Source organism: Enterococcus sp. DIV0187, from assembly GCF_051713785.1.
In the GTDB taxonomy this organism is placed as follows: domain Bacteria; phylum Bacillota; class Bacilli; order Lactobacillales; family Enterococcaceae; genus Enterococcus_A; species Enterococcus_A avium.
The window spans coordinates 196,014-217,673 of record NZ_JBIOQO010000002.1 but is presented as its reverse complement, the minus strand read 5'-3'; the positions used below and the strand labels follow the sequence as shown (position 1 = coordinate 217,673).

The following is a 21,660-nucleotide window of genomic DNA, read 5'->3' as shown; positions in this document are numbered from 1 at the left end:
AAATCAAATGAAAAGAGGGGACATTGTTTGGGGGCTTTTGCTGGCAGGTTTGTTAATGCTTTTTGTTATCCCTGCTACTAGAGATTCTATCTTGGCAGCAAGCTCTGCCCACCCTTATATTGGAGGCTTCATTCAATTTGCGATTTTGGCGACGATGGGTGATCTCTTTGGAAAGCGGATTGCTTCTGGTGACTATCAGTTTTCAGCTCAAGTTCCTCTGCGAGCAGTTGTATGGGGGATTATTGGTTGTATGGTGACGCTAGTTTTTCCAGTATTCATGGGAGGTGCTGGTTTAGCACAGGCTGGAAAACTGCTGCCTTTTGCTGGCGTTTCGTTGGCACAAGCTTTTTGCGGAAGCAGTATTATGAATCTTACCTTTGCGCCAGCGATGAATACGTTTCATCGTATTATGGAGCTATGGATCGAAACAGCAGCTGCAAAAGAACCCGTGACTCTGAAGGGATTGATTGGCAAAATTGATTGGACAGCTTTTGTAACTTTCAATTGGCTGAAAGTTGGCATTTGTTTCTGGATTCCAGTCCACACGATCGTATTTTTGCTACCAGAGAATATTCGAGTTGTCGTGGCGGCATTTAGTTCGATCGCATTAGGGATTATCCTTTCATTTGCTTCTAAAAAAGGTAGTAGTCCAGCAAAAATTTCGGAAAAAGAAGCAATTTGATCCTATTGATAAAAAGCTGTTTCACTTTGTGAGGCAGCTTTTTGTTATGCTAAGAAACTCCTCATTTGAATTCATCTAAAGCGGTTACATGATATGCTGGATTTAATTGAATTGCCAAGAAAGGGGTAATAGGATGTATGAAATCAAGGATTTATCAGACGTTGAATTTTCTAAAATTGCTGTCTGCATGCGGGAAGCATTTTCTGATTATTATGTGAAAATGGAATTGAGTGATGAGTCCCTCTATCATCGTTTTAAGAGTGAAAATGTTCGTTATGATTTATCCTGTGGAGCTTTTTTTGAGGGTGAGTTAGTGGCTGTTTTACTAAATGCAGTTGGCGAATACAATGGGGAAAAGGTTGCCTTTGATGCCGCAACTGGTGTTGTGCCAGCTCATCGTCGCAAGGGATTGTATTCACAGATGATGGATTTTTGTATGGAATTATTGAAACAGCATAACTTTGCTTATTATGGTTTGGAAGTGATTCAAACCAATAAACCCGCAGTGGCAACGTATCGTAAAATGGGCTTGGAAATCATTAAAGAATATGCGTGTTTTCGAGGAAATGCAAAAGAATCAATGAAGGGGACAGAAAACTTTCAAGAACTGTCTATTACTGAGTTTCCGTTAGAATCACTAGAACCACTGAGACATGATACGCCTTCTTTTGAAAATCGAATAGAGATTCTGCAGAATTTTCCAGATGATTATCGAATTATGTATACTGGCAATGAGAAAGAGTGCAATGCTTTTATTATTTATCAAAAAGATAGTGGGCAGGTAAAGCAGTGGGGAAGACGCGAAGGGAGAATTTCAGAGTTAGGAGAATTAATGGTCAATTTGAGCGAACGCTATCAAGACGTTCGTTTGCATAATATCAATTTTACGGATCAATTGTGGATTAAAAAAATGGAGGAATTGGGTTTTGATCATTTTTGCGATCAGTTTGAAATGAAAATGGACTGTTGAAAGGACAAGGAGGTTGCGGCAACGTCAACTTCTTCGAGAAATAAGCTGTGACAAAATTCTTGTCACAGCTTATTTCATGGATTGATATGCAGCTCCATCTCTGGGGCATTGACGATGGTATCTTTAACAGGACAGGTCTTCTCAATAAAGGCCACTAAGTCTTTGATTTCTTCATCAGTATTGTCAGCGTCAATGTAATAATTTGTGATAATTTTTGAGAAGCCAATCTTTACATTTGGTTTTCCCTTTAGGCGATCAGAGTCGATCTCTCCTAGGATTTCAACACGCACCGATTTCAGATTGATTTGTTTTGCTTGATAAAAGAACCTAACCACCATCATTTTACAAGCGCCTAAGGAACAGAGCAAAGCCTCCAGCGGATTCATCGCTTCATTGGTGCCGCCAACATTTTCTGGCTCATCAATGATGAATTCAAAGCCGCGAGCCGAGCATTTCAGCTGTAGACCGCCTAAAGATTCTACTTCTGCCTTCAAAATTTGTTTAACCATTCATTTCCCTCCCAATCTATTACTTCAATCATACGATTTTTGCTGAGAAAATTAAATAACTTGTGCGATTTTTCTCAATATTTCATTTTTTTGCAAGTTTTCATTGAAAATAGTATGGAAATCTTGTATGATACCTGTACATTATGGCTTTTGCCAAGAAGGAAGGAACCTTATGAAATCGGATTTATTTATGGAAATTGAAGAAACACCTGTGACTGAAAGCGAAAAGCATGTGAAAACAAAATCAGGTTTAATGTCTCAGCTGGAGTATTCGATTAGTAAAAAAATTGATTTGTTTAATTCGAGTTTGCCTCGTTATGCAGTACGTTCAATGTTCGCTTGTTTATTTTTAGCGTTAGGAACAGCTATTGCTTTTTATATTGCCATTCGTATGCAGGAAGCAATTCCAGGCTTGGAAAAAATGGCTTATGCGTTTATGTTTAGTTGGTCGTTAGTAATGATTTTATTCATGAATGCAGAATTAGGTACTTCAAACATGTTGTACACAACGATTGGTGTCTACAAGAAGAAAATGTCTGTATCATTTGCTATTAAGTTATTATTTACTTGTATTTTATTCAATCTGATTGGCGGAGTGCTATGCGGATACCTGCTTTCATTGACAGCGCCATTCGGTCACTTGGAACCAGACAACTATATGTTCACCGGAATTGCTTCAAAGCTGACAAAATCAACAAGTCAAATTTTAGTTGAGGGAATGTTTGCTAATATCGTTGTGAATACTGCTGTGCTAGTCAGTTTACGGATGAAGGATGACGCAGCAAAAGTAATGGCGATTATTTTTATCATCTTTATTTTTGCCTTCTTAGGCTTTGAGCACGTTATCGCTAACTTCCCAGCTTTTTCTTTAGCGTATTTCGCTTCCCATGGTACGATTGCTGAGATGACCGCAGGAAATGTCGTTCATAACTTATTCTTCACCTTGATTGGAAACTTCATCGGTGGCGGCTTAGTGATGGGTCTAGGTTATGCGTGGCTGAATAAAACCGATTCAAAATATGTTGACTAAAATACGTTAGGGAGCAATCCCTGACGTTTTTTCTTGCATAGGTTAAAGGATATACCTATAGTTAAAATAAGTAATCTAATTGGGGAGGTTTATTGTATGGATTTGTATTCAAGTATGTTCACTCGAAAGTCAACGCGCAATTTTACCATGAAGCCGCTATCCGAAACGACACTCAAAGAGGTAGAGACCTTTATCGAAACCGTCCAGCCACTTTTACCAAATGCTGAAATTACCTATAAGCTTGTGGGACCTGAAGGAGTTAAAGGTATTGGAACACCAAAAGCTCCCCATTATCTTCTGATTTATGGCAAGGAACAGCCATTGCGAGATACCTGTGCCGGTTTTTTATTTCAACATGTCGATCTATTTCTATTTTCTCAAGGCTATGCGTCCCGATGGGTGGGAATGATGAAACCTGCGAAATCAGACGCGGATTATATTATCGGGTTGGCTTTCGGTGAACCAGCTGAATCTGCCAGCAGAACCTTGAAAGAATTTGATCGGAAGGCTTTGAAAGAGATATCAGAGGGGAAGGATTCGAGAATTGAAGCTGCACGATTAGCACCTTCTGGTCTGAATGGACAACCGTGGTATTTCATCGCAAATAATGGAGCCATTTATGTTTATCGAAAAAAGAAAATCAATGGTCTTCCTGGGATGATGTACAAGCTGACGGAACTAGATGTTGGAATCGCTCTTTGTCATTTGGCAGTTGCGACTGAGCATAGCGGTCGGTCTTTCGAATTTGTAAACAGTAAGGGCGCGCCAGCTGCACCAGACGGACATCTTTACATTGGGACTGTAAAATAAAAAAAGTCGATTCATCACTGTTTGACTTCAATCAATAAGAAGAAATTTCTGAAAATCATCATGACGTGGGAGCGGATGTTGAATAGTTCCTATTCGGCATTTTTTGAATTTTCGGCTTATTTCCCAGACGCGACATACGAGTCGACGTTTAATCATGAAAAGTAGCTAAACCAAAAATCTAAAAGATTTTTGATTCAGCTACTTTTTTCGCATTCTGACTGAAAAAGTTGAGTAATCGTTACAGTATTTCCGAGCAAGCTTTTCAAATCTATTTAAAACAATTTAAAGCATGTTTTTTTCTAGCAGCTTCATTAGGTCAACTTGCAGGACATCTTTCATGACATATGGAGTTTTTTGGCGATAGGCTGCTGCACCGCTTTCGAATAAGGCGAAAAGTTGTCCATTCTCGACGTGTATTTGCTCTAAATATGGCGGTGTTTCGATGATTTTCAGTGCTTCATCAAGATTGGAAAAATCAGCTGTTTCATGAATATCAAAAACAAAGATCTTTCCTGGTTGAGTTCCCCAAGATTGCGAAAGCAGCAGGAGATTTTTGTAGATAGTCAGTCCCTGAATTTTTTTCGGAATCATTAATGTGTCGTAAGGAGAGTTGACCACGGATTCCCCAGCCATCATTTCTAAATTTCCGTATTCATCAATTGGATAACAGCAGAATTTTCCAGGTTCATTTAAGGAAAATAAAGCAACGTAAAGATAACCTTGATCATAGGTCAAGGCAGACGCGCGGGGAAGCTCCTTTAAGGCAATTTTTTGTTGATAGGCGATCATTATGGGATCTTTTGTGTATTTTTCAATGTCGGAAAGATGGATTGCTGCCACAGCAGCATGGTTATCTAATGTATTACTGATCCAGATTTTTCGATGAATTGGATCATAAGCCAGTCCTCCAGCATGAGGTAAATCTGGCAGAATAACCGTTTTGAGTCGAACACCAGTGATACGGTCCAAGACATAGATGACAGAATTGTGCTGATGATCATGACAGTAAGCAGAAATCAGTAAATAGTCTTCAGTCAAGGTCAATCCTTGAGGCGTCATAGCTGTACAGTGGTCTTTTTCATTTCTCCAATTCAACGTGTGGACTTTTTTTAACCCGGGAACAGGAAAGCTCAATTCTTTCCTAGCATTAAAAAAATAGGGAAACGCCTGCCAAACGCTTTTATGATTGGAAAATGATCCTAATAAAAAATGGCGCAACCAAATTATTATTTTCAGAAGAATATTATTCACCGTCTTCGCCTCCAATGTCTCTATTTTAGCAATTTATTTCTGTTACGAACAGTCATTGGAATTTAGATAAATTGATTTTTTTACCAAAAAATGTTGACATGTTGAAAAAAAACGGGTAATATTCAAAAAAATAAGAGTCATACAAAAGAGAAGTAACATAAATGAGCCTTTTCAGAGAGCTGATGGTGCTGTGAATCAGTAGGGATAAATTATGTGAATGGACTTTTGGACGAAGCTTTGAAATCTTAGTAGGAGCTTCCGGGAACTCCCGATATAGAGTAAGGTCGTTGTTGGACGACTGATAGAGAAATGCCTTGTTTGGCATACCATTGAGGTGGCACCGTGGATTACCGCCCTCAAACCAATTTTATTTGGTTTGAGGGCTTTTTTTGTTCGAAAGGAACAAAACATGGGTTACGACAGGAATACTTTTTTAGAAAATCAAAAAAATCGACTTTAAGAGAAGTAGCTAGGATAGAAAAAATCACAGAAAGTTTCGGCTGATGAGAAGAAACATTTTTTCCCTAGTGAATGGACTTATTGGAGCGTTCTTGAACCAGAGTAGGGAACGACGGGAGCTCCCGTTACAGAGTACGATCGTTGTTGGACGATTAGAGTTGCTGTTTGCGAACAGTAAAAAAGAGGTGGTACCGCGCTGATTGCGCCCTCAAACCAAAGTTTATTTTGGTTTGAGGGCTTTTTTTGTTTAGTTAGCTATGAAAGACTTAGCAATCCATTATTAAAAATTCATCTTAAAGGAGTCATAGAATGAGAAAAACGAAAGAAATATTCGACAAACATCTAACCACAGAGACGATTTATTACAGTTTAAAGGATCGAGGAACGTCACTGTTTGAACGAAGGTCTGAAACGCAGGATTATGCAATCATCGCTTTTGATCCAGTGAAGAAGTTGATTTTTCAAAATGGAGCATTTCACGACGGTCACGTGAGCTATCCTTGCGAAGATCCGCTAAAGGAGTTAGAAAACTACGTATTAGTAGATGAAGTAGAGCAAGAAAACTTGATTTTTCAAGGCGGGGCTTTAGGATATGTCGGGTATGATGTGGCCGCCTGTTACGAAGCTATCGGAGAGATTCCAAAGGATCAACTAGGTGTTCCAGATCTGCAATTTTACTTATATGAATCCTATGTAATCTATGACAAGCAAAAACAAATAAGTACCTTAGTAATCGGAAATAGCTACAGCAAAGACTCAGAAATACAAATGAATAGGCGAATGACAGAATTAGAGCAGAAGCTTCTTCAAGTAAGTAAGCTGCCGGATTTAGAAATGCCTACTTTGGAATTTACGAGTAATCTTTCTCAAATCGAGTTTGAAGCAATTGTAAGACAGGCGAAGGAACGGATTGTAGAAGGGGATGTATTCCAAGTCGTCCCATCGCAGCGCTTGTCAGCGGAATTTACGACTGATCCTTTTAACTATTATCGCCAGCTGAGGCAAAACAATCCCTCCGCGTATCTCTATTATCTTGATTTTCCTGATGTCCAAGTAATTGGGAGTTCACCAGAAAGTTTAATGACTGTCGAAGCTGAGCTGGTTACGACAAACCCGATTGCAGGAACTAGAAAAAGGGGAGCAAATCAAGAAGAAGACGAAGCTTTGGCTAAAGAGCTGCAAAATGATCCAAAAGAAATTGCGGAGCATCGTATGCTAGTAGATCTTGGTAGAAATGATTTAGGTAAAATAGCCGTTCATGGATCAGTAACCGTACCAACATACTTAACGATTGAGCGTTATCAATTTGTGATGCATCTTGTATCAGTAGTGACTGCCAAACTAAAACCGGGACACACAGCGATGGATGCCTTAAAAGCAACTTTACCAGCTGGAACAGTCAGTGGTGCACCGAAGATTCGAGCGATGACTCGTATTTATCAATGGGAAACAGTCAAACGTTCGATTTATGCAGGAGCAGTTGGTTTTCTTGGTCAAAACGATCAGGCTGATTTTGCGATCGCAATCCGCACAATGGTCGTTAAAGATAATCAAGCCCATGTACAGGCAGGCGCAGGAATTGTCTATGATTCTAACCCGACTAGCGAGTATTTTGAGACATTGCAAAAAGCCAAAGCATTGATGGAGGTGGGACAATGATTTTGCTTGTCGATAACTATGATTCATTTACCTATAATTTGGTCCAGCTGTTGCCAGAGAATGTCAAAATTTTGCGAAACGATGATCCAGAGCTGTTTGCCATAGCGGAAAAAGCTTCGGCAATCGTCCTTTCTCCGGGACCAGGCAGGCCTGCAGAAGCCGGTATGATTGAAATGCTGATTCGTCGTTTTTATCGCAGAAAACCAATTTTAGGCATTTGCCTAGGTCATCAAGCGATTGGCGAAGTCTTCGGCGGAAAAATCGTCAGTGCCCCGACGATCATGCATGGCAAGCAGTCGCGCCTGCAAAGACAATCTGAAAGGCAGGTCATGCGTTATCACTCGCTGATGATCGATCCTCATCAGGTGCCACAGGATCTAGAAGTTATGGATGAAGCAGAAGGCTGTATCATGGCGATTCGTCATAAACGCTATCCGGTGTTTGGCTTGCAATTCCATCCTGAATCGATTGGAACAGAAGACGGTGCTAGTTATCTTAATCAATTTTTACAGAAAGCAGGGATTTAAATGCAAGAATTATTTGAAAAAGTCTATCGTGGAAATGATTTAACTATTAGCGAGATGCAGCAGGTCGGCAAGGCGATCTTTGAGGAGCAATTAACAGACAGCCAAATCAGCGCATTATTGGTGGGCTTGAAAATCAAAGGGGTTGCGGCAGCCGAATTGACTGGTCTAGCGCAGGTTATGCAGGGAAAAGGCACACCAATGTTAGCAGCACCAGTCGGTGTGATGGATAATTGCGGTACTGGCGGTGATCATTCCCACAGCTTCAATATTAGTACGACAGCCGCATTTGTTTTAGCAGGCGGCGGCATTCCTATGGCGAAACATGGTAATCGCAGTATTTCCAGTAAATCGGGCAGTGCTGATATTTTAGAAGTTCTAGGGATTATCTTGACCGTTAGTCCTGAAAAAATTGATTATTTGCTAAAAGAAGCAGGCATCGCCTTTTTGTTCGCACCAACGTTGCATCCGGCAATGGGAGCGGTAATGCATATTCGCAAAGAATTAGCGACACCAACGATTTTCAATCTGTTAGGACCGCTGATTAATCCTTATCCGCTAGATTATCAGTTGATGGGCACCTATGCTGGTGACTCGCTCGTTGAAACTGCTAAAACATTGGGACAATTAGGACGGGAACGAGCAATCGTCATTCATGGTCATGGCGGCATGGACGAAGCCAATCTAGCTGGAACAACTCATTGCGCCGTCTATCAAAATGGTGCAGTCCAAGAATTTTCTTTTGATCCTGAAGAAGCCGGCTTCAAACGAGTGCCATTAGCAGGGATTGTTGGGGGCTCCGCTGAGAAAAATAAAGATATTTTACTTTCTGTTTTACGTGGCATTCCTTCTGCTCACTATGAAACCGTACTTTTGAACGCAGGCTTAGGCTTTATGGCTAGTGGTCGGGTAAAAACATTGACTGACGGAATCGCCGAGGCAGAACAATCGATTCTTTCTGGAGCGGCTTATGATCGACTTCAGCAACTGATCGTAAAGCAACAGGAGGTGGCGTAGTTGGATTTTTTAACCAGAATTTTATTAGAAAAAGAAAAAGAGATAGAGAACCTAACAGCTGTTCTGACAATTAAAACCAAGGTTCGCCCTTCCTTTTACCGTATTGTCAAAGAGGAGCCAGAGAAAATACATGTAATTGGCGAGATTAAACGAGCATCTCCCTCAAAAGGAGTCATCAACGAGCACGTTGATATTTTGCAACAGGCCAGAAGTTATGAAGCAGCTGGTGTCAGTGCCATTTCAGTCTTAACTGATCCAGTCTTTTTTAAGGGTGAGATCAATGATCTTGCCGCGGTTGCCCAAGTGGTGGACGTTCCTGTTTTGTGTAAAGACTTCATCATAGATAAACGACAGCTTGATCGTGCAAAGCAGGCCGGAGCAAGTATTGTACTGCTGATTGTTGCAGCACTCTCTTTAGCAAGATTATCAGAGCTTTATCAAGAAGCCAGAAAGCGGGGACTTGAAGTTTTGGTGGAGGTTCACGATAAGGACGAATTAAGGAAAGCACAAGCGATCGGTGCTAAGATCATCGGTGTTAACAATCGTAATCTGAAGACCTTCAATGTTTCCCTACAGACCAGTCTTGATCTGGCCCAACCAGAAGGGAAGTCCATCTATATCAGCGAATCAGGCTTTAAAACGGACCAGGATGTTGAAAAGATTAAGCATTCCTATCATGGGGTATTAGTAGGAGAAACATTGATGCGAGCAAAGACCCCGTCCGCGAAAGTGGCTGAATTGCAGGTGAGCAGAAAATGACAAAAATTAAAATTTGCGGATTGAAAAATCGCTCGACAATTGAAGCGGCAGTGTTGGCCGGAGCAACCTATCTAGGATTTGTCTTTGCGAAAAGCCCGCGTCAGATGATGCCAGATGAAGTGCGTAGGCTGACCAGAGATCTGCCAGAGAGGATAAAAACAGTCGGCGTTTTCGTTTCACCGCAACAAAACGAGATTGAAAAAACCGCAGATATCGCTGGTTTAGACCTAGTCCAAATTCACGGCAAGACGAATCTTACCAAGCTTTCACGCCCGATTATTCGCGCCTTTAGTGTAAAAGATCAGAAAACCGTTTGCTTCAATCAATATTCCCATCTTTTATTGGATGCGCCACCTGCCAAGCTGATGGGTGGTAATGGTCGAACTTTTGACTGGCAGCTAGTTGATCAAAATCACCTACCTAAGGAGAAGCTCTGGTTGGCTGGGGGATTGACCAGCGATAATGTTAGCGAAGCGATCCAGTATTTCGCGCCGAAGGTAGTAGATGTTTCCAGTGGTGTTGAAACGATGGGAGAAAAGGATAGCATCAAGATTCATGCTTTTTGTCAAGCGGTTAAGGCAACAGATAGTCAAATAAAACTTCAAAAATAAAGCAAAAACAAAGGAGCGATTCTATGTATCAAGAACCTAACAAAGCAGGTTTCTACGGAGAATATGGCGGAAAATTTGTCCCTGAGACATTGATGTACGCGATTCAAGAATTAGAGGAAACCTATGAAGCATCAAAAAAAGATCCAGCATTTCAAAAAGAACTGAACTATTATTTGAAACAGTATGTAGGACGGGAAAATCCACTTTATTATGCAGAGCGCTTAACGAAAGATTTAGGTGGAGCTAGGATTTATTTAAAGCGTGAAGATTTGAATCATACAGGGGCACACAAGATTAATAATGCTTTAGGTCAAGTGCTACTAGCCAAGAAAATGGGCAAACGTAAGGTTGTGGCTGAGACTGGTGCCGGTCAGCATGGTGTCGCAACAGCCACGGCCGCGGCGTTGTTCGGCATGGAATGTACGATTTTCATGGGCGAAGTCGACGTGAAGCGTCAAGCGCTGAATGTCTTTCGCATGGAGCTGTTAGGAGCCAAAGTTGAAAGTGTCACTTCCGGCAGTAAGACCTTGAAGGATGCGGTGAATGAGGCATTGCGTTATTGGGTCGCAACGGTGGAGGATACTCATTATGTGATGGGGTCTGTTTTAGGTCCGCATCCATTTCCTGAAATCGTCCGTGATTATCAAAGTGTGATCGGGATCGAAACGCGGCGGCAAATTTTAGAAGCTGAAGGTCGATTGCCTGACTTAGTTTTGGCTTGTGTTGGCGGAGGAAGCAACGCGATGGGGGTGTTTTATCCGTTTATAGAAGATCAAACGGTTCGATTAATGGGAGTGGAGGCCTCTGGGCATGGGTTGGATACGGAAGAACATGCGGCATCAATCAATAAAGGCAGTGTTGGTATTTTACATGGGGCGAAGATGCACCTGCTGCAAGATGATGATGGTCAAGTTTTAGAAGCCTTTTCGATTTCTGCCGGTTTAGACTATCCAGGTATTGGGCCAGAGAATTCTTTCTTACATGACATCGGCCGAGCAGAGTACGCGGCGATTAATGATGAGGAAGCAGTTGAGGCCTTCCATTATTTATCACGACTAGAAGGGATCATTCCAGCACTAGAAAGTTCTCATGCGTTGGCACAAGTCATGAAGATGGCGCCGACGATGGATAAGGATCAAATTCTCGTGATGAATCTATCAGGACGCGGCGACAAGGATGTCCAACAAATCAAAGAACGAATGGAGGCAGCACAATGAAACCTTTGACGGAAACATTAAAAAGCAGAGCAGAAACAGAAAAATTATTTGTTCCATATATTATGGCAGGAGCGCAGGGATTAGATAAGCTAGAAGAAGAAATAGCAATGCTGGTAGATCAAGGAGCAGCCGCGATTGAATTAGGTGTACCATTTTCTGATCCAGTCGCTGATGGTCCGACGATTCAAGCTGCCGGATTACGGGCCTTTGCACAACAGGTGACGCTTAAGAAGCTGGTCGAAAAATTGCAGGAGATTCGTTCAGGTGCTCCGCTAATATTGATGGGCTATAGTAATTCTTTCTTTCATTATGGAATTAAGGAACTCGTGGAAGATTTAGATGGAACCGATGTCCAAGGGTTCATTATTCCTGATTTACCTTATGAACATCGCGATCTGGTCCTACCAAATTTGAGAGACATCGCTTTGTTAACGTTAGTTTCCTTAACTAGTCCAATAGAACGGATAAAAAAATTAACAGCGGATGCGGAAGGATTTATCTATGCCGTAACCGTCAATGGCATTACTGGAACGGGACAGGATTTTCGCAATGATCTAATGACGCATCTGTCAAGGATCAAATCCTTCAGTAAGATCCCCGTCTTGGCTGGCTTTGGTATCTCAACGAACGAACAGGTTAAAAAATTTCAGCAGGTCTGCGATGGAGTAGTTATCGGTTCTAAGATCGTCAGCTCTTTAGAAAGACAAGGAACCGAAAAAACTGGAGAAATATTGGCAGAAATTTTGCGATAAGGTTTCATTTGGTGTTTAAATTTTTTAGCGTTATACTTGAGTTACCATGAAAAGGGAGAGTGTTTCAAGTATGACAAAAAGAGTAAAAGGCTCATGTACCACCGTACTAGTCGGAAAGAAAGCATCAATTGATGGCTCAACTATTATTTCAAGGAACGATGATGGGCATGAAGCATTAGACCCACAGCGTTTTGTGGTAGTTCAACCAGAAGATCAACCAAAACATTATCAAGCAGTCATTAGCGGCGTGAAAGTTGAATTGCCTGATAATCCACTGCGCTATACCTCAATGCCGAATTCGATTTTAACGAATGGTATTTGGCCTGCGGCTGGGATTAACAGCGAAAACGTTGCGATGTCTGCGACGGAAACGATCACCACAAATCCACGGATTCAAGGACTTGATCCTTATGTTGAAGGCGGGATCGGTGAAGAAGATATCGTGACATTGGTTCTACCTTACATCCACAGTGCCAAAGAAGGCGTAGAACGTCTCGGTGCTTTATTGAAAGAATACGGAACCTACGAACCAAACGGTATTGCTTTTTCTGATCAAGACGAAGTATGGTGGTTAGAAACCATTGGCGGACATCATTGGGCAGCAGTTCGTATCCCAGACGATGCTTACGTAGTTGCGCCAAACCGTATGAATATTGATGACTTTGATTTTGACTCAGCAGATACGCTTTGTTCAGATGATTTAAAAGCATTGATCGATGACAACCATTTGAATCCAGACTTTGAAGGCTATAACCTGCGTCATATTTTCGGCAGCTCTTCAATCAAGGATACGGTCTATAACAATCCACGGGCTTGGTATGGTCAAAAATACTTCACTCCTGAAGTAGAACAAGACCCAATGGATCAAGATCTTCCATTCATTTGTCGAGCAAACCGCAAGATCACAATTGAAGACGTAAAATTCGTGCTAAGCTCTCACTTTGAAAATACCAAATACGATCCTTACGGTGACGGTACAGAAGCAGAAAAGACTTTGATCCGGCCAATCGGAATCAACCGGAACCATAACGTGCATATTCTACAAATCCGCAACAATGTACCCGCTGAAATCGCAGGCGTTCATTGGTTAGCCTATGGTGCCAATACCTTTAACACGGTCGTACCATTCTATTCAAACGTTAACGACACACCTGCTTGCTACAAGGATGCCACCGGTACCTTTGATCTAAATAATATGTACTGGTTAAGCTGTGCAACTGCACTCTTAGGTGATACGGATTATAATTTCTACGTGGATTTCCGTAATACCTTCGAGCTAGAAGCAATGTCGGCTTATCGCGGTATTCAAAATGAAACGGATAAGGCGATTGCTGATCAAACCGATGTGCAAGAATTCTTGGAAGCTGCTAATGAAAAACTGGCAGATGAATCCTTGAAACGCCAAACGAAGCTATTTGGCGACATGGTCATCTCAGGATCAGAACATATGAAATTACGTTACAATTTGAATGACTAAAAGAAATAAATCCTCCAACGTCAATGGAGGATTTTTTTTCGTTCCAACGGCTTTTCATCACCTATCCGCAAAGCATCCTCAACAAATAATCGCTCTTTGCCTGTTATACTAAAGAAGAATAGAAAAGAAAAAGAACTATTTTCCAGATAGATGAAAAGGAGAGCGTGTAATAATGAAAAAAGCAGTCTTAATTGTCAATCCTAGTTCAGGGAATGAAGAGGCAAAGAAATACGCTGGACAAGCGCGAGAAAAATTGGAACAGTTTTTTGATGAGGTGGATGTACAAGAAACAGAAAAAGAAGGCGATGCGACAAAATTTGCCCGCAAAGCGGCTGAGGAAAAAGTCGATAGTGTTTTCGCGATGGGCGGAGATGGAACAGTTAATGAAGCCATCAGTGGATTGGCTGAACAGGAATATCGTCCGAAATTTGGTTTCTTCCCATTAGGTACAGTCAATGATCTAGGACGTTCCTTGAAAATACCAATGGACCCCAAAGAGGCGATTGATACTTTCACCATCGAACGCAAAACATCTTTAGATATTGGAAAAGTCAACGATGAGTATTTTATGAATATTGTTGCCGTTGGAAGTATTCCTGAAGCCATCAGTGATGTTGATGTAGAAGAAAAGACCAAATTCGGCAAACTAGCCTATTTTGTGAATGGGGTCAAAGAAGTCTTCAATGATGAAAATTACCATTTTACGTTAGAAATAGACGGAGAAAAAACCGCAATCGAAAGCAGCGCAGTTGTTATCGTATTGACAAGAACAATTGGCGGTTTTACACACATTGTTCCTGAAGCGAAGGTTAATGATGGGCAGCTGTATCTGCTTTACCTCAAGGATCAAAGCATCACGGATCGTCTGAAAAGTGTTCCAGATATTATCAAGGGTGTTGATCAGGCAAGCGAGAATATCGGGTATACGCCATTTACAGAGGGGCGTTTGACGGTGAAGGAAACTGTAGACTTGCATCCAAGTGTCGACGGGGATGAAGGACCAGAACTGCCATTAAGCTTCAAAGTATTGCCTCAACATTTAGAAGTCTATTACGGAGCTGAGTAGGCGAAGGAATGAGGCAGCAACAGAAGTGGTCGGCACATTTCTGATACTAGAAAAACATTTAATCGGAAAAAGGAGTTATGACAAAAAAAACTTGTCATAGCTCCTAATTTTTTTAGCCAATTTTTCTCATTAAAAATAAAGGTCAAAAATGTTGCTCAAGTGAGTTTCTTATTAAGATAAATCAATTCAGTTCAATATTTTGAGCGAAAACCATCAAATTTTTACCTTTATATAGTTATTTTCCTTTTTCTTCATATTTTACGAATAAAAAGCGCTTAAGCTGAACATTTGGCAATTTATTTCGTAAGGATTATAGTAATTATAGAATTAGATTTATTTTAGTTCTGTTATTCACAATATAGGGGAGGAAATAAAAATGGACATAGTGACGTTGGCCCGTTTTCAGTTCGCCATGACAACGGTTTTTCACTTTTTCTTCGTGCCATTCTCAATTGGAATGGTATTAGTTGTTGCCATTATGGAAACGTTATATGTTAAAACGAAAAATGAAAAATACCGTCAATTGGCGAAGTTTTGGGGAAACATTTTCCTACTAAGTTTTGCGGTGGGCGTCGTGACTGGGATCATTCAAGAGTTTCAATTTGGAATGAACTGGTCAGATTATTCACGGTTTGTCGGAGATATTTTTGGCGCGCCTTTAGCAGTGGAGGCCTTATTGGCTTTCTTTTTGGAGTCCACATTCTTAGGGCTCTGGATTTTCACATGGGATCGGGTAAAACCAGGTCTGCATGTACTATTTATTTGGCTTGTAACGATTGCCTCAATGTTATCGGCTTTTTGGATTTTAGCGGCCAATAGTTTCATGCAGCATCCTGTTGGTTATGCGCTTCGTAATGGCCGAGCAGAAATGACCGACTTTGGTGCGGTAATCGCCAATCCAAAGGTCTGGTATGAATTCGGTCATGTAATCGCTGCGGCAATCACAATGGGCGGAATGATTGCCGCTGGACTTGCGGCATTCCAACTATTAAAACGAAAAGACATAAAAATGCGGGAATTCTTTATGAAATCTATGCGCATCGGATTAGTAGTTACATTATTTGGCTCGATCATGGTTTTAGGTGCGGGAGATGCGCAAATGAAAGCCTTGATTGAAACGAATCCAATGAAGTTTGCAGCGATGGAAGGAACTTATGAGGATACTGGAAACCCGGCAGCCTGGACCTTGATTGCTTGGGATAATGAACGAGAACATAAGCAGGTGTTCGGGGTTCAAATTCCCTATATGCTAAGTATTCTTTCTTATAATAAACCTTCTGGCTCAATTAAAGGAATGGATACTGTGAACAAAGAGTTAGTTAAAAAATATGGCGATCGAAATTATTATCCACCGGTGAATGTTTTGTTCTGGAACTTCCGTATCATGGCGGGCTTTGGTATGTTGATGCTGCTAGTAGCCGTTCTTGGTTTGTTCTTTACTCGTAAGAAAAAACCAATATTATATGAGAAGCGTTGGATGCTGTGGGTGATGGGGCTTTGTACCTTTGCACCATTTTTAGCCAATACAGCCGGCTGGCTAGTGACCGAGTTAGGCCGCTATCCGTGGACGGTTTACGGCTTGTTTACGATTGAAGACAGTGTGTCGCCAAATGTTTCAGTGACCTCTTTATTAATTTCAAATATCATTTACTTCCTGCTGTTCTCAGGATTAGCAGTAACAATGATTTATTTAGTTAAGCGTGAATTAAACAAAGGACCAGGACTGGATCAAATGAATCAGGAGACTGACTCAACTGATCCTTTCGATAAGGGGGCGTTCAGTCATGAGTAGTTTACAATTATTGTGGTTTTTATTGATCGGCGTCCTGTTTTCTGGCTTTTTCTTTTTAGAAGGGTTTGATTTTGGTGTCGGTATGTCGGTTCAAACCTTGGCCCATGATGAACACGAAAAGGATCAGATCGTAGAAACAATTGGACCGGTGTGGGATGGCAATGAAGTCTGGCTGTTGACAGCTGGCGGTGCGATGTTTGCCTCATTTCCGTATTGGTATGCGTCACTGTTTAGTGGGTACTATTTAATTTTGTTTATCATTCTATTTGGCTTAATTATACGCGGCGTTTCCTTTGAATTCCGCAGTCACATGCCGAAGGAACACAAACAATTATGGAATTGGACATTGACTATCGGTAGTTTTATTGTTCCGTTTTTCTTTGGTATTTTATTTATTAGTATGATTCAAGGAATGCCGTTGGATGCGAATCACAACATGACAGCGACCTTTACTGATTACATCAATTTGTATTCTCTTGTCGGCGGTGTGGCCTTAACGTTATTGTGTTATTTGCATGGCTTGAACTATATTGCGCTGCGTACGGAAGGCCCCGTTCGCTACCGCGCAAAAAACTATGCGCAGCTGCTATACGGCGTTCTTTATTTTGGCTTAGTCGCATTTGCGATTTTGATGTATTTCAAAACGGATTTCTTTCAAAATAATTTTGCGGTGACATTGATTTTATTAGCGGTGATCGTGCTGCTGACAATTATCGCAAATGTATCTGTCTTTAGAAATAAAGAGATGCTGGCGTTTATCACTAGCGGGTTAACCTTGATTGCGCTAGTCGCTTTATTATTCAGCGGCTTGTTCCCGCGAGTCTTGATCAGCTCTATTCCAGGAAATGACTTGTTAATCGAACATGCTTCTTCAAGTCCGTATACGCTGAAGGTCATGTCTTATATTTCACTGACTATTTTACCCTTTGTACTAGGCTACACTGCCTGGACATATTATATTTTCCGCAAACGGATCAAACATCCTCATGAGATCGGAGTACAATCAAATTATTAGCAGTTTTATTTGAATTAACTTTACTAGGAAATAGGAGCTCAATCATGATCGACAAGAAGTTATTACAACTTCCCGGTATCAAAAAAATTCTGATGTTGCTTGCAGGATCTGCTATCCTGCAAGCAATCTTTATAATCGGACAAGCGTATGGGTTGTCTAGGACAATCACGCATTTATGGGACGGGGAAGAATTAAACAAACAACTACAGTGGATGCTGTTGTTTTTCATATCCTTTGCGTTGCGACATTTGATGACCTATTTGCGGGAGCATGTATTAGAAGAATATGCTTATCAGCAGGCTAAAGATTTACGTGGTCAATTGTTGCGAAAAATCTTTCGTTTAGGTCCGCAGGTGGTGCAAAAACAAGGAACTGGAAGTGTGGTTACGACTGCACTAGATGGGATTGATCAGGTGGAGGAGTATTTGCATCTGATTTTACCAAAAATGCTGAATATGATGATTATCCCTTGGATTTTATTAGTAGCAATTTTTCTATTGGATTGGGAATCTGGTGTGGTTTTACTGCTCGTATTTCCGCTGATTATTATTTTCATGATCATCTTAGGCTACGCGGCTCAAAGTAAGGCCGACAAGCAATACAAGGTCTTTCAAGTGCTATCGAACCACTTTATCGATTCTTTACGAGGAATTGATACGTTGAAATTCTTTGGCATCAGCAAGCAATACAGCAAGAGTATTTTTACGACCAGTGAACGTTTTCGCAAGGCGACGATGAGCACACTAAAAATCGCGATTCTTTCGACGTTTGCGCTAGATTTCTTTACCACGCTATCTGTTGCTGTAGTAGCTGTTTTATTAGGGCTGCGTTTAATCAATGAAGGCATTTTCTTATTTCCGGCATTGACGGTGCTGATTCTTGCTCCTGAGTATTTTCTGCCCATTCGTGATTTTTCTAGTGATTATCACGCAACTTTGGATGGGAAAAATGCGATGGACGATGTTAATCAGATTTTAGAACTGCCTGAGATGCAGGATGCGAAACTTGAACTGCAAACCTGGTCAGCTGATAGTCAGTTGAGTGTGAAAATGCAGTACAATTACGCAGAAAAGCTTGGTGCAGAAGTTGATTTCAAGGTACAGGGTTATCAAAAAATTGGAATTATCGGCATGAGCGGCTCTGGAAAATCAACATTGATCAACTTGCTGAGCGGCTTTTTACGTCCTGATGCTAGTCAGATTCGTCTTAATGATCAAGCATTAACCGCTTTTGACCAGCCTCAGTGGCAGGAGCAATTGATTTATATTCCGCAAAATCCATATATCTTCCAGCGATCAGTCCGGGAAAATATCGCTTTTTATCACCCGCAGGCCAGCGATGAAGAGATTTTAAAGGCAATCGAAGTGACTGGTTTGACGGAATTGGTGAATGAGCTGCCAGACGGATTGGATACGAAACTAGGCGAGGGAGCACGCACACTGAGTGGTGGACAAGCGCAGAGAATCGCGTTGGCTCGTGCCTTTTTGGATCAAGAACGAAAGATAGTATTATTCGATGAACCAACAGCGCATTTGGATATCGAAACGGAAGTCGAATTAAAGGAACGAATGTTGCCGCTGATGGAAACTCATTTAGTCTTTTTCGCGACACATCGGCTTCATTGGCTAACCGAAATGGATTATCTGTTGGTAATGGATCACGGAAAACTCGTTGAACAGGGAACCTTGAAAGAGCTGCAAAAAAGAAAGGGTGCCTTTACAAAATTAAGTCAGGCGTTGCGAGGTGAAGAGACATGAAGCAAATCGGATTATTCGACGTCCTAAAAACCGATGAATGGGTCAAGCCCTTTTTCAAGCAATATAAGAAATCTTTGATTCTAGCTTTGACATTAGGCTTTATCACTTTTTTCTGTGCGGGGGCCTTGATGTTCAATTCAGGCTATCTGATTAGTCGGGCAGCGTCATTGCCGGAAAATATTCTGATGATTTATATTCCTATCGTGTTAACACGAGCTTTTGGAATCGGTCGACCTGTCTTTCGGTATGTGGAACGGCTAGTCAGCCATAACTGGGTCTTGAAGATGACCTCGAATTTACGCGTAAAGCTTTATGATTCGTTAGAGCAGGATGCGATTTTCTTTAAGCAGAACCATCGCACTGGAGACATTCTCGGACTGCTTTCTGAAGATATCAACCATATTCAAAATTTGTATTTAAGGACGATTTTTCCAACGATTATCGCGTGGCTGCTCTATGTTTTTGTAATTATTGGGATCGGCTACTTCTCTTTCTTCTTTGCTTTAGCGATGCTGCTCCTTTTAGGGATCGTCGTATTTCTACTGCCTCTATGGTCAGTCATCATCAATGGTGCTCGTCAAGAACAGCAGAAGCAGATGAAGAATGAATTATACAGTGATCTGACCGATAATGTGTTGGGCGTGTCGGATTGGATTTTTAGTCAACGAGGACAGGATTATGTGAACCATCATGAAAAATCCGAAGAGGCACTGCGAGAGGTCAATCGCAAGCTTCAAAGCTTCCAACGTAAGCGTAATTTTATTTTACAGCTGATGTTTGGCGTGGTTACGATCGCTCTGCTCGTGTGGACCAGTCGTCAATTCCCTGGGAATCATGGAGGAGCGGCCAATTGGATCGCAGCTTTTGTATTATCAGTTTTTCCGTTGATTGATGCCTTTGCGCCATTGCCAGCAGCGGCTCAAGAAACGAATAGCTACAAAGATTCAATCAAAAACTTGAATGATCTGCCTACGATTCAGAAGCGTCATGAAGCAACTCCAAAAATTTCAGGCGCTTTGACATTGAAAATTGACAATGTTCACTATCATTATCCTGAAGGTAAGAAAAGTGTTTTATCAGGAATTGATCTAACGCTGCGACCTGGCGAAAAAATCGCGATCTTGGGACGGTGTGGTTCCGGCAAGAGTACATTAGCGAATCTGATTCGTGGCGATCTGCGAGCGACTGAAGGGGCAATCACGCTAAATGGAGAAGAAACCTACAAATTTGGTGATGACATCAGCAATTATCTAGGTGTTATCCATCAAACACCGTATCTTTTCCATACAACAATCGCGAATAACCTGCGGATTGGAAATGAGGCAGCAACAGATGAAGCTCTTTGGCAAGTATTAGCTCGAGTAGAATTGAAGGAATTAGTGGAGAATTTGCCAGAAGGCTTATTGACAATGGTGGATGAAGCAGGTTTACGTTTCTCTGGCGGCGAACGCCAACGTTTAGCATTGGCGCGCATCTTATTACAAGAAGTTCCGATCATATTATTGGACGAACCAACTGTTGATCTCGATCCGGTAACCGAGCAGGCATTAATCAATACCTTTTTCAATGAGCTGCAGGATAAAACAGTTATTTGGATCACCCACCATTTGCAGGGTATTGAAGCGATGGATCAAATTATTTTCATCGAAGATGGTCATTTAACGATGCAGGGAAGTCCGAGTGAATTAGAACAATCCAATGCTCATTATCGGAAACTAAAGCAAATCGATCAGGGAATTATTTAAAAGAGAAATCAGGTTCACTCTTACATTATGAGAGCGGACCTGATTTTTTTCTGTATTTTTACTGCTTCTATTGTGGATAAGCGCTTTATTGAATTACTATAGAAGTACGCAGTAGAAGAGCATAAAGATTTAAGGAGGAGTAGAGCAAACATGTCTCAATCGAATAAACGTTATAACGGCTTCACTGAGAAGGACTGGAAATTATTTAGAAACAAAATCGCTGGTTGGCAGGAAGCTTACATGAATCGTTTGAACGGTGAGTATCTTGAACTATTGACGCAAGAAGGTGCATCTTTTGACAAGTTTTGGGAACTAGAAAAAAGAATAAATCGGGATAAAAAGAAGGTCAGCGTGATTATTAATTTAAGACGCTCAACAATGATAATGGATATCCGCAGTTTATTGAAGGATGAAGTGATTGATATGAATGACCTTAATGAATTTAGTGAGATACTCAGGGATACTATAAAGGGAGCTGGATAGGTAATGAAAGCATGATACGAACAGAATTAAAAAACAATGACGAATGATCGCCTAAAAAATCGCTTACAACCTTCC

Annotated in this window: 20 protein-coding genes and 2 other annotated features; of the genes, 18 read left to right on the top strand and 2 right to left on the bottom strand. The window is 41.2% G+C overall.

The window, feature by feature from the left end; translation table 11 throughout:
- Positions 1-7: 7 nt before the first annotated feature.
- Positions 8-682, top strand: a complete 675-nt coding sequence (locus tag IGI52_RS20970; protein ID WP_438782377.1) for a hypothetical protein — start codon at positions 8-10, stop codon at positions 680-682.
- A gap of 133 nt (positions 683-815) precedes the next feature.
- A complete protein-coding gene (locus IGI52_RS20965) occupies positions 816-1,652 on the top strand; it encodes a GNAT family N-acetyltransferase (protein WP_438782376.1) in 837 nt (278 codons plus the stop codon).
- A gap of 74 nt (positions 1,653-1,726) precedes the next feature.
- Here the strand turns inward: IGI52_RS20965 and IGI52_RS20960 are convergent, their stop codons facing one another.
- On the bottom strand, positions 1,727-2,161 hold the full coding sequence (locus tag IGI52_RS20960; protein ID WP_438782375.1) for an OsmC family protein: 435 nt from the start codon (positions 2,159-2,161) through the stop codon (positions 1,727-1,729).
- 172 nt (positions 2,162-2,333) lie between these two features.
- Here IGI52_RS20960 and IGI52_RS20955 point away from each other — a divergent pair, with 172 nt between their 5' ends.
- Both IGI52_RS20955 and IGI52_RS20950 read left to right on the top strand, forming a co-directional pair.
- Positions 2,334-3,191, top strand: coding sequence for a formate/nitrite transporter family protein (locus IGI52_RS20955; protein ID WP_016178352.1), 858 nt, complete (start codon positions 2,334-2,336; stop codon positions 3,189-3,191).
- 96 nt (positions 3,192-3,287) lie between these two features.
- Positions 3,288-4,001 (top strand): nitroreductase family protein, encoded by a 714-nt coding sequence (locus tag IGI52_RS20950; RefSeq protein WP_438782374.1) that lies wholly within the window; start codon positions 3,288-3,290, stop codon positions 3,999-4,001.
- Between the two features lie 282 nt (positions 4,002-4,283).
- Here the strand turns inward: IGI52_RS20950 and IGI52_RS20945 are convergent, their stop codons facing one another.
- Positions 4,284-5,252 carry a YncE family protein gene (locus IGI52_RS20945; protein WP_438782373.1) on the bottom strand — a complete coding sequence of 323 codons (969 nt, stop codon included), beginning with the start codon at positions 5,250-5,252 and terminating at the stop codon, positions 4,284-4,286.
- Positions 5,253-5,382: 130 nt separating this feature from the next.
- Positions 5,383-5,613: a binding site (T-box leader), on the top strand.
- An 83-nt stretch (positions 5,614-5,696) separates the two neighbouring features.
- Positions 5,697-5,924: a binding site (T-box leader), on the top strand.
- A gap of 96 nt (positions 5,925-6,020) precedes the next feature.
- Between IGI52_RS20945 and trpE the strand changes: the two genes are divergently transcribed.
- The 14 genes from trpE to IGI52_RS20875 all read left to right on the top strand — a co-directional run bounded on the left by trpE (position 6,021) and on the right by IGI52_RS20875 (position 21,585).
- Positions 6,021-7,370 (top strand): anthranilate synthase component I, encoded by a 1,350-nt coding sequence (trpE, locus tag IGI52_RS20940; protein ID WP_438782372.1) that lies wholly within the window; start codon positions 6,021-6,023, stop codon positions 7,368-7,370.
- Entirely contained in the window at positions 7,367-7,897 is a 531-nt protein-coding gene (locus IGI52_RS20935; protein ID WP_176675356.1) for an anthranilate synthase component II, read from the top strand. Before trpE ends, IGI52_RS20935 begins: the two co-directional genes overlap by 4 nt.
- A complete protein-coding gene (gene trpD / locus IGI52_RS20930) occupies positions 7,898-8,911 on the top strand; it encodes an anthranilate phosphoribosyltransferase (RefSeq protein ID WP_438782371.1) in 1,014 nt (337 codons plus the stop codon). It begins immediately after the preceding gene.
- A complete protein-coding gene (gene trpC, locus IGI52_RS20925; protein ID WP_102872862.1) occupies positions 8,912-9,670 on the top strand; it encodes an indole-3-glycerol phosphate synthase TrpC in 759 nt (252 codons plus the stop codon).
- Positions 9,667-10,281, top strand: a complete 615-nt coding sequence (locus IGI52_RS20920) for a phosphoribosylanthranilate isomerase (protein ID WP_102872861.1) — start codon at positions 9,667-9,669, stop codon at positions 10,279-10,281. The genes trpC and IGI52_RS20920 overlap by 4 nt, the downstream gene beginning before the upstream one ends.
- 23 nt (positions 10,282-10,304) lie before the next feature.
- On the top strand, positions 10,305-11,498 hold the full coding sequence (gene trpB / locus IGI52_RS20915) for a tryptophan synthase subunit beta (protein ID WP_438782370.1): 1,194 nt from the start codon (positions 10,305-10,307) through the stop codon (positions 11,496-11,498).
- Positions 11,495-12,250 (top strand): tryptophan synthase subunit alpha, encoded by a 756-nt coding sequence (gene trpA / locus IGI52_RS20910; protein ID WP_438782369.1) that lies wholly within the window; start codon positions 11,495-11,497, stop codon positions 12,248-12,250. The genes trpB and trpA overlap by 4 nt, the downstream gene beginning before the upstream one ends.
- 70 nt (positions 12,251-12,320) lie before the next feature.
- The gene (locus IGI52_RS20905; RefSeq protein WP_070503972.1) at positions 12,321-13,727 is read left to right on the top strand and encodes a C69 family dipeptidase; all 1,407 of its coding nucleotides are present in this window, start codon (positions 12,321-12,323) and stop codon (positions 13,725-13,727) included.
- Positions 13,728-13,899: 172 nt separating this feature from the next.
- Positions 13,900-14,793, top strand: coding sequence for a diacylglycerol/lipid kinase family protein (locus IGI52_RS20900; RefSeq protein WP_016178363.1), 894 nt, complete (start codon positions 13,900-13,902; stop codon positions 14,791-14,793).
- A gap of 376 nt (positions 14,794-15,169) precedes the next feature.
- On the top strand, positions 15,170-16,585 hold the full coding sequence (locus tag IGI52_RS20895) for a cytochrome ubiquinol oxidase subunit I (protein WP_438782368.1): 1,416 nt from the start codon (positions 15,170-15,172) through the stop codon (positions 16,583-16,585).
- Positions 16,578-17,600, top strand: a complete 1,023-nt coding sequence (cydB, locus tag IGI52_RS20890; protein ID WP_438782367.1) for a cytochrome d ubiquinol oxidase subunit II — start codon at positions 16,578-16,580, stop codon at positions 17,598-17,600. The genes IGI52_RS20895 and cydB overlap by 8 nt, the downstream gene beginning before the upstream one ends.
- 44 nt (positions 17,601-17,644) lie before the next feature.
- A complete protein-coding gene (gene cydD, locus IGI52_RS20885; RefSeq protein ID WP_438782366.1) occupies positions 17,645-19,357 on the top strand; it encodes a thiol reductant ABC exporter subunit CydD in 1,713 nt (570 codons plus the stop codon).
- Complete coding sequence (gene cydC, locus IGI52_RS20880) at positions 19,354-21,102, top strand: thiol reductant ABC exporter subunit CydC (protein WP_438782365.1); 1,749 nt, start codon at positions 19,354-19,356, stop codon at positions 21,100-21,102. The genes cydD and cydC overlap by 4 nt, the downstream gene beginning before the upstream one ends.
- Positions 21,103-21,252: 150 nt before the next feature.
- Positions 21,253-21,585: a multidrug transporter gene (locus tag IGI52_RS20875; RefSeq protein ID WP_438782364.1), complete on the top strand. Its 333-nt coding sequence runs from the start codon at positions 21,253-21,255 to the stop codon at positions 21,583-21,585.
- Positions 21,586-21,660: the final 75 nt, after the last annotated feature.